Annotated in this window: 12 protein-coding genes; 9 read left to right on the forward strand and 3 right to left on the reverse strand. The window is 73.9% G+C overall.

Annotated elements, in window-relative coordinates; all coding sequences use genetic code 11:
* Positions 1 to 181: 181 nt before the first annotated feature.
* Both LX83_RS26910 and LX83_RS26915 read left to right on the forward strand, forming a co-directional pair.
* Positions 182 to 973, forward strand: a complete 792-nt coding sequence (locus LX83_RS26910) for an IclR family transcriptional regulator (protein ID WP_253776297.1) — start codon at positions 182 to 184, stop codon at positions 971 to 973.
* A 302-nt stretch (positions 974 to 1,275) separates the two neighbouring features.
* A complete protein-coding gene (locus LX83_RS26915) occupies positions 1,276 to 2,139 on the forward strand; it encodes a universal stress protein (RefSeq protein WP_253776298.1) in 864 nt (287 codons plus the stop codon).
* A 38-nt stretch (positions 2,140 to 2,177) separates the two neighbouring features.
* Here LX83_RS26915 and LX83_RS26920 read toward each other — a convergent pair whose 3' ends face one another.
* On the reverse strand, positions 2,178 to 2,966 hold the full coding sequence (locus LX83_RS26920) for a DeoR/GlpR family DNA-binding transcription regulator (protein ID WP_253776299.1): 789 nt from the start codon (positions 2,964 to 2,966) through the stop codon (positions 2,178 to 2,180).
* 350 nt (positions 2,967 to 3,316) lie between these two features.
* Here LX83_RS26920 and LX83_RS26925 point away from each other — a divergent pair, with 350 nt between their 5' ends.
* From LX83_RS26925 to LX83_RS26940, 4 genes are all read left to right on the forward strand, one after another.
* Positions 3,317 to 4,792: an Nramp family divalent metal transporter gene (locus LX83_RS26925; RefSeq protein WP_253776300.1), complete on the forward strand. Its 1,476-nt coding sequence runs from the start codon at positions 3,317 to 3,319 to the stop codon at positions 4,790 to 4,792.
* Positions 4,793 to 4,797: 5 nt separating this feature from the next.
* Positions 4,798 to 5,775: a phosphoglycerate dehydrogenase gene (locus LX83_RS26930; RefSeq protein ID WP_253776302.1), complete on the forward strand. Its 978-nt coding sequence runs from the start codon at positions 4,798 to 4,800 to the stop codon at positions 5,773 to 5,775.
* Positions 5,776 to 5,818: 43 nt separating this feature from the next.
* Positions 5,819 to 6,553: a hypothetical protein gene (locus LX83_RS26935; protein ID WP_253776304.1), complete on the forward strand. Its 735-nt coding sequence runs from the start codon at positions 5,819 to 5,821 to the stop codon at positions 6,551 to 6,553.
* Positions 6,554 to 6,648: 95 nt separating this feature from the next.
* Entirely contained in the window at positions 6,649 to 7,449 is an 801-nt protein-coding gene (locus tag LX83_RS26940) for an ArsR/SmtB family transcription factor (protein WP_253776306.1), read from the forward strand.
* Between the two features lie 7 nt (positions 7,450 to 7,456).
* Here LX83_RS26940 and LX83_RS26945 read toward each other — a convergent pair whose 3' ends face one another.
* Both LX83_RS26945 and LX83_RS26950 read right to left on the reverse strand, forming a co-directional pair.
* A complete protein-coding gene (locus LX83_RS26945; RefSeq protein WP_253776308.1) occupies positions 7,457 to 9,106 on the reverse strand; it encodes a serine/threonine-protein kinase in 1,650 nt (549 codons plus the stop codon).
* Between the two features lie 154 nt (positions 9,107 to 9,260).
* Positions 9,261 to 9,995 (reverse strand): SDR family oxidoreductase, encoded by a 735-nt coding sequence (locus LX83_RS26950; protein ID WP_253776310.1) that lies wholly within the window; start codon positions 9,993 to 9,995, stop codon positions 9,261 to 9,263.
* Between the two features lie 380 nt (positions 9,996 to 10,375).
* Here LX83_RS26950 and LX83_RS26955 point away from each other — a divergent pair, with 380 nt between their 5' ends.
* The 3 genes from LX83_RS26955 to LX83_RS26965 all read left to right on the forward strand — a co-directional run bounded on the left by LX83_RS26955 (position 10,376) and on the right by LX83_RS26965 (position 13,041).
* The gene (locus LX83_RS26955; protein WP_253776312.1) at positions 10,376 to 10,978 is read left to right on the forward strand and encodes an ABC transporter ATP-binding protein; all 603 of its coding nucleotides are present in this window, start codon (positions 10,376 to 10,378) and stop codon (positions 10,976 to 10,978) included.
* The gene (locus LX83_RS26960) at positions 10,978 to 12,264 is read left to right on the forward strand and encodes a hypothetical protein (RefSeq protein ID WP_253776314.1); all 1,287 of its coding nucleotides are present in this window, start codon (positions 10,978 to 10,980) and stop codon (positions 12,262 to 12,264) included. The genes LX83_RS26955 and LX83_RS26960 overlap by 1 nt, the downstream gene beginning before the upstream one ends.
* Positions 12,265 to 12,516: 252 nt before the next feature.
* A complete protein-coding gene (locus tag LX83_RS26965) occupies positions 12,517 to 13,041 on the forward strand; it encodes a 2'-5' RNA ligase family protein (protein WP_253776316.1) in 525 nt (174 codons plus the stop codon).
* The last annotated feature ends 16 nt before the right edge of the window (positions 13,042 to 13,057 follow it).

Consider the following 13,057-nt stretch of genomic DNA (forward strand, 5'->3'; position numbering starts at 1 on the left):
GGCCGGCACGCATCCGCACTCACCCGAGGCCCAGCCGTCGAGCAGGCACAACAGCTACGTCTCGGTGAATCATGACTTTCACCCGTTCTGTCACCCGCGATCGCGTTCCGACGAGCGGAACAACGCGTATGCTCGCCGGCGTTGCGTCGCGCGCCGTGGGGAGCGGGAGGAGAGGCCGTCGATGTCCACACCAGACAGCACGCCCGCACCGGGGGTGTCCCTGTCCACCACCGAGCGGGTCGCCCAGGTGCTGCTGGCCTTCGCCGGCGACGAGCGCTGGCTCGGCGTGTCCGAACTCGCCCGCCGGCTCGGCCTGGGCAAGGCGGTGGTGCACCGCATCCTGCAGACCCTGGTGGAGACCGACCTGCTCGCCCACGACCAGACCACTCGCCGCTACCGCCTCGGCCCGGGCGCGCTGCGGCTGGGGCGGAACGCGATCCGCGACTCCGAACTGCGCGCGGCCGGCATGCCGGTGATCTCCCGGCTGGCCGCGCTGACCGGGGAGACCACCACGCTGTCCGCCCGCATCGGGCACAGCCGGTGCTACATCGGGCAGATCGAGAGCCTGCAGCCGATCCGCGTCACCATCGCGCTGGGCGAGTCCGTGCCGCTCACCATCGGCGCGAGCGGCCTGGCCATCCTGGCGTTCCTCAGCGAGGCCGACATCGACCTCGCGCTGCGCACCCCGATCCAGCCGGTCACCGACCGGACCGTGGTGGACCCGGTGGTCATCCGGGAGCGGCTGGCCGGCATCCGCAAGCGGGGGTGGTCGACCACCGAGTCGGAGCGGGTGCCGATGTCGAGCAGTGTGGCCGCGCCGATCTTCGACGCGCTCGGCGAGCCGGTGGGCGCGCTCAGCGTGGGTTCCGTGGCCAGCCGGGTGGACCAGGCCCGGCTGGCCGAGCTGGGCACGCTGGTGAGCGAGGCGGCGGCCGACGTGACCGACGCGCTGCGCCAGGCCAGGTCCGAGTGAGCCGGCCGGCGCCGGGCGGCGGCCAGAAGCGGACGGCGCACCAGCGGACAGCGCACCAGCGGACAGCGCACCAACGGCCGGCGGGGTCCGCTGTGGACGGTCGGGCGCGGTGACCGGCTGGTGCCGGCGCACCCGGCGGCGGCGCACCGCCTCGGCGGGTCAGCGACTCCCACCGCTGACCCGGTCGACTGAAGGCGACGGGTGGCGGCTGCGGATCGGACAGTTGGTCGCTTCCCCCGGGCCGCTTCCTCCGCGAGGGTGGACCGGTACGACGACGTAGTCGACAGCGACGGAGGCCACCCGTGAGCAACCAGTCAGCGTCCCCCAAGCCGGTCGTGGTGAGCGTGTCCGCGGCGTCGGTCTCCCGGGACGCGGTCTGGTGGGCGGCGAGCTATGCCCACCGACACGAGACCGCGCTGCACCTGGTGCCCACCGCCGGCGGGGTGGGCGAGGACGTGGGTGAGCGGGTCCGCGAGCGGTTCCCGGACCTCGTGGTGACCCGGCACCAGGCCCGGCGGACCGTGGTCGAGGCACTGGCCGCGCAGTCCGAGGGCGCCCGGCTGGTCGTCGTCGGCCACCACCGGCAGGGCCCGCTGGCCGCCCGGCGCGACCAGTCCGTCACGGCCGCGCTCAGCGCGCTGGCGCGGTGCCCGGTCGTGGCGGTGCCCCCGGGCGCGGGTGGCCGCAGCACACGTCGGCCCGTGGTGGTGGGCGTGTCCGGGGACGCCCTCTCAGGAAGCGCCCTGTCGGGAAGCGCCCTCTCAGGAAGCGCGCTGTCGGGGAGTGCGCTGTCCGGGGAGGCGCGGACCGCCGAGGTGTTGACCCTGGCGTTCGCCGAGGCCGACCGGCTCGGCGCCGAGGTGCGGGTGGTGTGCTGCGCGCTGCGCCGCCGGTCCGGTGACGGCCTGGCCGCCACCGCCGCCATCCACCACCTGGTCGCCACCGTGGCCGCGTGCTACCCGGGCGTTCCCGTGCGCACCCAGCTGCCCGACTGCTCGCCGGCCAGCGCGCTGGCCTGGCACGCCCGGTTCGGCTCGCTGATGGTGGTCAACGCCGGGGCCAGTGGCCTGCGCGGACTCGGCGCGGTGCGGCGGGCCCTGCTGCGCCAGCCCCTGGCGCCGGTCATGGTCATCGGCCCGCACGCGCTGGCCGCCGCGCCGCACTGAGCGCGGGTCCCGGCGCCCGCCTGTCGGCGCCGGTCCCCTCACACCACCACGACGTGGGCGCCGGGTAGCGCGCGGAACGGTTCGAGCTGCGCGTCCGTGGCGGCCCCGTCGGTGACCAGGGTCCACGGCCGCTGCACCGGTGCCCACGCGGTGAACGGCGCCTGCCCGAGCTTGCTGTGGTCGGCCAGCACGAACACCTCACCGCCGCGCGCGATCATCAGTTCCTTGAGCCGGGTCTGCAGCAGGCTGGCCTCGCAGATGCCCAGTCGCGCGTCCAGCCCGTCGGCTCCGAGGAACACCCGGTCGGCGGTGAGCCGGGACAGGGTGAGTTCGGCCAGCGGGCCGACAAAGCCCTGGCTGATGTGGCGCAGCGTGCCGGCCAGCGCGACCACCTCGACGCCGTCGGCCTGGGCCAGCTCGGTGATGGCGGTCAGCCCGTTGGTGATCACCGTCAGGTCCACGCGCTCGGCCAGGTGGTGGGCGAGCCTGCCGGTCGTGGTGCCCGCGTCGAGGATCACCGTGTCGCCGTCGCGGACCTGGCCGGCGGCCCAGCGGGCGATGCGGTCCTTCTCCGGCACGGCCTGGCCGGACCGCTGCCCCAGGGACGCCTCGGCGACGTGGGCGGCGGGCATGGCGCCACCGTAGGTGCGGGCCAGCTTGCCCTGCTCGGTGAGCAGGGACAGGTCGCGGCGGATGGTGGACGGCGTGACGTTCAGCGAGCGGGCCAGCTGCTCGACGTGGGCGGTGCCGTTGGCGGTGACCAGCTGTTCGATCAGCGCTCGCCGCTCGTCGGCGCGCAACCGCTGGCCGGTCGACTCCGGGCTCACCTGGTTCCCCTCCCCCAGCCGCGCACCGACCACGTGACGCGATGCGCGTTTCGCGCAGACCGAGCGCGGCTCCGACGGTGCTCGCGCAGCGCGAGCAGTCGTTACCGTACCGACTCTTGCATACAACACGCAAAGGTGCGACGGTGATGCGCACAATGCGCAAGGTGCTGCCCAGCGTCGGGTGAAAGCAGGTGATGGTCGGATGGGTGTGCGCACCACACCGCTCCCCCTCCGGCGGACCGGACGACCGCCGGTCGCGCCGCCACCCGTCCAGGCCGCCCCCGGGTGGCCGTCGACCCGGTGGCGCGCCGCGGCCCCGACCGCCTGGAAACCCGAGAGGAAGAGCGCCCGTGTCCCCGCCCCGTGAATCCCGTCCGGACACCGACCGCGCGGCCGCACCGCCGGCGAGCGCGCCACCGGTGCCGGTCGGGCAGGCCGAACCCGACCCGTACGCGCTGCGCGCCGATGACGTGCGGGAACCACCCACCACGCTGCGCGCCTCGATCCGCTACCTCGGGCCGGGCATGGTGCTGTCCGCGGCCGTGGTGGGCTCCGGCGAGCTGATCACCACCACCGCCCTGGGCGCCAAGGCCGGGTTCGCCCTGCTGTGGCTGGTGGTGATCAGCACGCTGGTGAAGGTCTGGGTGCAGATGGAGCTGGCCCGGTGGACCATCCTCACCGGCAAGACCGCGTTGACCGGCTACAGCCAGGTCGGCCCGAGGATCGGCCGGATCGGCTGGATCAACGTGCTGTGGATCCTCATGGACGTGGCCAAGATGCTGCAGCGCGGCGGCATCATCGGCGGCACGGTCGCGGCGTTCAGCATCATGTTCCCGATCGTGGGCGAGCCGCTGGGCACGCCGTCCCTGGTCGTGTGGACCGTCCTGGTGGTCGCCAGCATCGTGCTGCTGCTGCGCACCGGCAGGTACGCCACCGTGGAGAAGGCCGCGTTCCTCACGGTCGTGGCGTTCACCCTGATCACGGTCCTGCTGGCGCTGGGCCTGCCGCTGACCGGGTTCGGCTACCGCGCCTCGGACCTGGCCTCCGGGTTCTCGTTCACCATCCCCGCCGGCACCATCGGCTTCGCCGTGGCCATGTTCGGCATCACCGGGGTGGGCTCCGACGAGATGACCACCTACACCTACTGGTGCCTGGAGAAGGGCTACGCCCGGTGGGCCGGCCCGGACGACGGCACCGAGGAGCGGGCCCGCCGCGCCGAGGGCTGGATCCGGGTGATGCGACTGGACGCGCTGGCGTCCTGGCTGGTGTGCACGCTGTGCACGCTGTCGTTCTACGTGATCGGCGCGTCCGTGCTGCACCCGCAGAACCTGGTGCCCCAGGGCAACCAGATGATCGTCACGCTGTCCCGGATCTACACGGACACGCTCGGCCCGTGGGCGCACTACCTGTTCCTGGTCGGGGCCATCGCGGTGCTGTACTCCACCATCATCGGCTCGGCCGCCAGCGTGCCCAGGCTGTGGACCAACACCCTCGGCCTGCTCGGGGTGGTCGACTGGGGCGACCTGCGGGCGCGGCAGCGGGTGATCCGCCTGCTGACCGTGGTGCTGCCGCCGCTGTGGGCGGTGTTCTACCTGTTCATCCAGTCGCCGGTGGTCATGGTGCAGATCGGCGGGGTGGCCAGCGGCGTGTTCCTGGTGGCCGTGGTGCTCGCGGTGTGGCGGCTGCGCGCCACCGAGATCGACCCGCGCTTCCGCGCCAACCGGTGGCTCACCGCCGCACTGGTGATCAGCAGCGCGGCCATCACCCTGCTGGGCGTGTACTCGGTGCTCGACGTGTTCGGGCTGGGCGTTGGATCGGGGAGTTGAGTTCCGTGCACACCACCAGCGACGCGGCCGGCACGGTGTTGATCACCACGCCCAGCTTCGGCCAGCACTCCGAGCAGCCGTGGCGGGTGCTCGCCGAGGAGGGCCTGACCGCCCGCCGCCCCACCGACCGGCACCCGCTGTCCTCGGCCCAGCTGCGCGCGGCACTGGCGGACACCAACCCGGACGCGCTGATCGTCGGGCTGGACGAGGTCAGCGCCGAGGTGATCGCGGCGGCGCCCGGGCTGCGGGTGATCGCCAAGCACGGCGTGGGCGTGGACAACATCGACTGCGCCGCGGCCCGGCACCACGGGGTGCGCGTGGTCAACGCCCCGGGCAGCAACACCAACGCCGTGGCCGACCTGACCATGGCGCTGCTGCTGGCCGCGCTCAGGCAGATCGTGCCGGCGCACACCAGCACGGTCGCCGGCGGCTGGGACCGGTTCTTCGGCCCGGAGCTGGGCGGCCGGACCCTGGCCCTGCTCGGCTTCGGCCGGATCGGGCAGGCCGTCGCCCGCCGCGCCGCCGGCTTCGACATGCGCGTCATCGCCTACGACCCGTACCTGCCGGACGAGGTCTTCACCGCCGCCGGGGTGACCGCAGCCAGCCTGGACGAGTGCCTGGCCCAGGCCGACGTGCTCTCCCTGCACCTGCCCGCCGCGCCGGGGGCGGCACCGCTGCTCGGCCGCGCCGAACTGTCCCGGACCAAACCGGGCGCGTGCCTGGTCAACACGGCCAGGGGCGAACTGGTGGACGAGCACGCCGTGGCCGACCTGCTGCGGTCCGGGCAGCTGCGGGCCGCGGCCGTGGACGCCTTCACCACCGAGCCGCCCCGGGACAGCCCGCTGCTCAGCGCGCCCAACGTGGTGCTGACCCCGCACGTCGGCGCGTTCACCCACGAGGCCAACGCGGTCATGGGCGTCACGGTCGCGCGCGACGTGGCCCGGGTGCTGCGCGGCGAGCCACCCGTGCACGCGGTGGTCTGAAATCCGGGCGACGGCCCGCGGACACCCCGGCCACACTGCCCGGGTGGACAGCGACGACGCGCGGCGGGCCCGCGCCTGGTTGGCGGCGCGGGGAGTCGTTCGGGGCGGGGACGGCGCGTGGCTGCGCCCCCAGGAGTACGACGTGGACGAGGTGCTCACCGCCAACGACGTGGCCCACGAGTGGACCGAGCGCGCCCTGGCCGACCCGGACCTGACCGCGGTCGGGCGGCTGCGCCTGGCCCTGGGCCTGCTCGACCTGCTCGACGAGTACTGGGTGGCCGCGGAACTCCGCTCGGCCGTGATCGCCTCGGCCGACCCGGCAGTGGCCGAGGCGCACTGGGTCGCCGTCCGCCGGCGCCTGGAAGCGCCGGAACCGGCCGAGGCGATCACCTACGCCCTGTGGGTCGACTGGTTCGAGGACCGGGCCACCACGGCGGTCGCGTTCGCCGAGGTGCTCGGCGACACCGTGGCCGGGCTGCGGGCCCGGGGTCGGGTGGCCGAGTTGGCCGAGGGGCCGTTGTTCCGCCGCGCCGAGCGGGTGCTGGCCGTGTCCGGCCCGGTGCTGTGGCCGCTCAAGCACGAGGCCTACCAGGTCGCCGCGAGCCTGCCGGCGTTGCACCCCGCACTGCTGCGCGGCCTGGTGGGCAGTCGGTTCGACGGCTACGGCGCTGTCGACCCGGTCGCCGCGCTGGACCTGCTGTCCCGGCTGGACCTGCCGGCGGGCACCGAGAACCTGGCCCTGCTGCGCGCCGCCCTCGTCGAACACCGGCGGCGGTGACCGGCCACCGACGCGCCAGGGCCCGCGCTTGACATGCAGCCGTTTGGCTGCCTATGTTCATGCAGCCAGACGGCTGCATGATGGAGGGTGGGCGCGTGGACGAGGTGTTCAAGGCGCTCGCCGACGCCAGCCGACGGCGACTGCTGGACAGCCTGAACGCGCGCAACGGGCAGAGCCTGCGGGAGTTGTGCGCGGGACTGGACATGGCCCGGCAGTCCGTCAGCAAGCACCTGGCCGTGTTAGCGGCGGCGAACCTGGTCACCACGGTGTGGCGGGGGCGGGAGAAGCTGCACTACCTCAACGCCGCGCCGATCAACGCCATCGCGGAGCGCTGGATCAACCAGTACGACCGCGCGCGGGTGAGTGCGCTGGCCGATCTGCGGCGAGCACTGGAGGAGGAACCCATGACCGGCACCGAATTCGTCTACACCAGCTACATCAGGACCACCCCGGAGCGGCTCTGGCAGGCGTTGACCGATCCCGCCTTCACCCGCCGCTACTGGGGTGCCGCCCTGGAGTCGGACTGGCGGGTGGGCTCGACCATCACCTGGGAGCAGGGCGGCATCCGGATCGCCGACCCGGCGCAGGTCGTGTTGGAGTCCGAGCCGCCGCGCCGGCTCTCCTACACCTGGCACACCTTCACCGCCGAGTTCGGCGAGACCTTCGGGTTCAGCGCCGAGGACCTGGCCAGGATGGCCGCCGAACCGCGGTCCACGGTGACCTTCGACATCGAGCCGCAGGGCGACCTGGTCAAGCTGACCGTGCTGCACGAGGGCTTCGAGCCGGGCGGCACCGTGCTCGCGGGCATCAGCGAGGGCTGGCCGGCGATCCTGTCCAACCTCAAGACCCTGTTGGAGACCGGCGAGACCCTGCCCACCGCCCCCGTGGGCGAATGACCCCGGATCACCGCAGGTTGGGGTAGATCCGCGCGAGGAACTGGGTGAGCCGCTCGGCCACCTCCGGGGTCAGCGCGGTGCGGTGCGCCCGCCTGTCGTCGAACTTGTCCTCGTAGACCTCCACCACCACGTTGCCGCCGCGCAGCACCGCGTAGGGGAAGGACTCGTCCTCGCCGGTCGCGCCGTTGATCTGGATCCACTGGCCGATGAACGCCTCGTCAGCGCCAACCGCCACCGGCCGCACGTCGCGCATCTTCTCCCGCAGGCTCGCCGCGTACCGCGTGGCCGGTTCGTCGGCGGGGGTGAACCCGCTGCGCTCGAACCGCCGCACCTCGATCGTGACGTTGTGGTAGCCGTTGATCTCGCCGGACTGGAACCGGCCGTTCAGCTGGCAGGTGCTGGACAGGCCGTTGGCGGTGTGCCCCTTGTCCACCGTCTGGGTGTTCTCGGGCAGCAGCGCGACGATGTCCTCGGGGTCGAGCAGGCAGGCGCCCGGGGTGGACGCGAACCGCCCCCGGTCCACCGAGAGCAGCGTGCCGACCACGGTCGCCCCGCCGAGCAGCACCAGCACCGCGGCGATCACCAGCCAGGTGCGCAGCCGGCGCCTCGGCCGACGCGGTGGCGGGTCCTCGACGACCGTGGCCTGCCGCGCCGGCCCGGGCACCGTCGGTGCGGCCGCGGTCGGTCCCGCCGTGGCCGGTCCCGTCGTGGCCGGTCCTGGCGTGGCCGGTCCTGGCGTGGCCGGTCCTGGCGTGGCCGGTCCGCTGGCCGGTGCGGTCGCGAGTGCGGTCGCGGGTCGCCCGACCACCGGCACGGTCGGGCCGTCGCCGGCCTGCTCGATCGCGGCGGCGGCCAACCGGGCCTGGATCTCCGGCGCGGTCGGCCGGTTCTCCGCAGCCGGCACGAGCAGGCTCAGCAGCAGCGGCCCGAGCACCGGGCCGGCGCGGGTGGGGGGCGGGGGCGGCTCGGCGAGCACCGCCGCGAGCGAGGCGCCCGCCGTCTCCCGCTGGAACGGTGAGACGCCCTCGACCGCGAAGTACAGCGTCGCCCCCAACGACCAGAAGTCCGACGCCGGCACCGCGCTGCCTCGGATGTGCTCCGGGGCCATGAACGCGGGCGAGCCCAGCAGCAGGCTGGCCACGGTCGCCGTGGAGCCGTCGTCGAGCCGCGCGATGCCGAAGTCGGCCAGCTTCACCGCGCCGCCATCGGCCACCATGATGTTGCCCGGCTTCACGTCGCGGTGCACGATGCCCAGCTGGTGCGCGGCCACGAGCACGTCGAGCACGCGCAGACCGATGTCGGCGACGGTGGCCACCGGCAGCGGCCCGCGCTGTCCCACCAGCTCGTGCAGGGTGACCGCGCGGACCAGCTCCATGACGATGAAGACCTGGCCGTGCGACTCGACCGCGTCGAACACGGTGACCGCGCCGGGGTGGCTCAGCCGTGCCGCCAGCCGAGCCTCCCGCAGCACCTTCTCCCGGGTCGCGGCCGCGTCGGACCGCCCCAGTTCCGGCGGGAGAACGACCTCCTTCACCGCGACCGACCGTTCCAGCACGGTGTCCCACGCGCGCCACACCGTGCCCATGCCGCCCCGGCCGAGCACGTCCTCCAGCACGAACCGGCCAGCCAGCGTCCGTTGCTCCGCTGTGCCCCCCACCAGGCCGAGCCTCCCCTGTCCGAGTGTCGTGTGGAGGTCAACACTAGTGGTCAACGGGTGTTTTCCGGGCGTTCTCCCGACATCGCGGTGCGGCCAGCGGACGTCGGGCCGGGATCGGCGCTCCCCCGGGGTCGCCACGCGCCGGGCACCGGGGTCACTGCGCGCTGGCGGTCGGCCGCACCACGATCTCGTTCACGTCGACCTCGGCCGGCTGCTCCACGGCGTAGGCGATGGCATGTGCCACGGCCTCCGCCGGCATCGCCACCCGCCGGTAGGTGCGCATCACCTCCCTGGCGGTGGGATCGCCGATGCTGTCGGCCAGTTCCGACTCGGTGACCCCGGGCGAGATCACCGTGACCCGGATGCCCTCGCCGGCCTCCTGCCGCAGCCCTTCGGAGATCGCCCACGCCGCGTGCTTGGTGGCGCAGTACACCGCGGCCGTCTGGCTCACCTCGTGTGCGCCGACCGAGGCGATGTTGACGATCTGGCCGCCGCCCTGGGCCCGCATGACCGGCAGGACCGCGGCGATGCCGTGCAGCAGGCCGCGGATGTTCACGTCGATCATCCGGTTCCACTCGTCCAGCCTGAGTTCCTCCAGTTTGGACAGTGGCATCACCCCGGCGTTGTTGACGATGACGTCCACGCGGCCGTGCCGGGCACGCGCGGCGGCGACGAACGCGCGCACGTCCTCGACGTCGGTCACGTCGAGCGCCCGGTGTTCCGCGCTGCCCCCGTCCGCGCGGATCTGCTCGGTCAGCGCGGCCAGCCGCTCGGTGCGCCGCGCGCCCAGCACCACCTGGTGCCCCCGGCTGGCGAGCACCCGGGCGGTGGCGGCGCCGATTCCGCTGCTGGCGCCGGTGATCAGGATGACCTTCGGTGTGGTGGCCACGATAAGTCCTTTGTGGAGTGTTTTCTGGGTCGGTTGCCGTGCGACGAGGAGCGGCCTTCGCGGTTGCCCCGCCCGGCTGCTGCGACCAAGCCTGTCGGCCGAGCACACCCGCTGCCAGACCGCGGCGACCCTGGGTGCACCGCACCCACCTTCCCCACCCCACCCGCGAGTCGACTTTGCAAACACCGCGAGTTGACACTTCAGGCAGGGCCGTTCGGGTGAATCGGGGTAGCGGTGGTGGGCTGGCGACCGCCCGCCGCGGTGACCACCGCACGGCCCACAGCCCGCCGCGGTGACCACCGCACGGCCGGCACAGAGCGCTGCGGCCGCGATCCGGGAACTCCCCTGGACCGCGCCGCGTTTGGCCAACCGTGTCAGTGATGGTGGCGGACCTCGGCGTCGAGGTCGATGGTGGCTGGCTGTTCCGCGGGCTCGCCCTGACCGTGGCGGCCGGTGAGTGCGCCGCGCTCACCGGACCCAACGGCGCCGGCAAGTCAACGCTGCTGCGCTGCCTCTACGGGGTTCAGGACGCGACCGAGGGCAGCGTCAGCGTGTGCGGGCAGCGACCGGACGAGCGGTCGACCGCGTTCCGCCGCGCGGTCTCGGTGCTGTTGGACGACTCCGCCCTGTTCGACGAACTGACCCCGCGCCAGCACCTGGACCTGCTGCTGCGTTCGTTTCCCGACGCGGTGGCCGATCCGGTGGCGTTGCTGGCCTCGGCCGGACTCGACCACCGGGCCAGCGTGCCGGTCGCGCGGCTGTCCGCCGGGCAGCGGCGGCGACTGCTGTTGCTGGGCGCCACGGCCCGGCCGCACCAGGTGCTGCTGCTCGACGAGCCGGAGCGCGCGCTGGACACCGCCGGCCGGGACTGGCTGGCGGGCCTGGTCGAGGCGGAACTGGCCGGGGGAACGGCCGTGGTGACCGCCAGCCACCATCCGGCCCTGGTCGACCGGGTCGCGGACTCCGTTGTGGAGTTCTCCTGATGCGCCGGCTTCCCAGGATCTCCGAGGACACCGCCACCCGCGTCGTCGGCATCGTGCTGGCCGTCGGCGCGCTGGGCGCCCCGTTCCACTCGACCGACGTGGTCCGCGCCCACCTGCTCGGTGGGGCACCCGCGCCGGCGCTGGCCACGCCGACCGTGCTGTGCGTCGGCCTCGCGTTGGCCTGGCACTCGTTGCTGCGCAGGAATTTCGCCTGGGCCGACCCGGCCTGGTTGACCTGGGCCGACTTCACCGGGGCGCGGCCTGGACTGATCAGGCGACGGCTGCTGGTGGCCTGGGCGTGCCGGTTCGGCGCGGTCGGTTACGCCACGCTGGCGAGCGGGGTGCTGCTCGGTTGTCCCGACATCCCGCTGACCGCCGCCCTCTGCACCGCGGTCACGCTGCTCGCACTGGCGGCGGCACGGCGCTCACCCCGGCTGCCCTGGCTCGAACACGCCGTGCCGGTGCTGCTGATCGCGCTGCCGCTGACCGGCTTCGCCGCCGACTGGCTGTGGCTGCCGGCCATCGCGTGCGCGCTGGTCGGGCTGCTGCCCGGTCGGTCGCTGGCCACCGACGCCGGCCGCGCCGACCTGGTCCGACGGTTCACCGAGCGGTCACTGCGCCGGGCCTCGGTGTCCTTCCTCGACCTGCTGGCGCTGCTGCCGGCCGGCCGTGAGGTGCGCTGGGCTCGCGCGCTCGACGGCCGAGGCGTGCTCGCCCGGTTCGTGGTGGCCGGCCTGCTGGCCCGGCACCGGGCCCTGCCGCTGGCCGGACTGCTCGTGCTCGCCGTGGCCACGCTGCACCGGTTGTTCCCCTCGGTCGATCCGGTGTGGTGGATCGGCGCGGGCGGCTACCTGGCCGCGCTGCCGTTCACCGGCGCACTCGCGCAGATCCACCAGGTCCCCGGCCTGCGGCGCTGGGTGGGCTGTTCCGACCGGGCACTGCGCGCGAGCGCCACCGGCGTGCTCGTCGCGGTCGTGGCGGTCTGGGCGGCGGTGCTCGCGGTGCTGGGCGTCCCGCTGTCCTGGCCGGCCGGTCTGGCCGTGCTGCTCGCCAGTGCCGCGGTGGTGCGGACCGTGACCAGGGCGCCGCTCAACTACGCCAACCTCGGCCTGGTCTCGGTCGTCGGCGTGCTGGTGCCCGTGGGCCTGCTCGTCCAACTGGCGCACGGCCCCGACCTGCTGGTGCTGGGCCTGCTCCTGCTGGGCGCGCTCGGCGTGGGCGTCGCCGCCCCCGTCGTGCTCGGCCTGGCCACCGCAGCCACGCTCACCCCACACCCCACCCACTGATCGCGAGTCGACTTTGCAAACCCCCCGAGTTGACACTTCAGGCAGGGCCGTTCGGGTGAATCAGGGGTGGCGCCCACCCGTCCACGGCCCAGTCCGGGACCACGGGACGACGCACGGCGCGGGCGCGACCACGGGATGACCCGCGCCCGGGCGGATCGGCCCACGGGACGGACGTCGCACCCCCGCGTGGTCGGGCCGCCGCCCGGTCTGCCGCAAGGGGCGCGCGGCTGGTCCCGGCACTACCGTCGGGACATGGCTCTCGCGGTCTGCCTGCTCTTCGACCGCCGGACCGAGCGCAGCCTGCGCGGCCTGTGGGACCGGCTCGAAGAACGCGGCGTGCCCACGCTCCGCTCGCACACCCACGGCCAGCACCACCCCCACCTGTCCTACGTGGTGCTGCTGCGCTGGGGGCTCACGGCGGTGCGGGACGCGGTCGCGGCCCTGCCCGACCACGGGCCGTTCGAGATCGTGTTCGACGCGATCGGGGCGTTCCGCCGGGGGCGGGTCTGCCTGGTGCCGGCGTGTCCGGCGGATCTCGTCGCACGGCAGCAGGCCGTCGTGGCCGCGGTCCGCGACACCGGCGCGCTGGTGCACGAGCACTACGAGGTCAACCGGTGGCTGCCCCACGCCGCGCTCGCACCCCGGGCCGGACTGAGCCAGCTCGCCCTGGTGGCGGCGGCCACCTATGACGTGCTGCCGCTCACCGCCACGGTGAGCGGTGCCGCCCTGATCAACAGCAGCACCGGTGAGGTGTGGCCGCTGCCCGGGATCCCGTGAGCTTCCCGCCCCGACC

Source organism: Goodfellowiella coeruleoviolacea (genome assembly GCF_024171785.1).
In the GTDB taxonomy this organism is placed as follows: domain Bacteria; phylum Actinomycetota; class Actinomycetes; order Mycobacteriales; family Pseudonocardiaceae; genus Goodfellowiella; species Goodfellowiella coeruleoviolacea.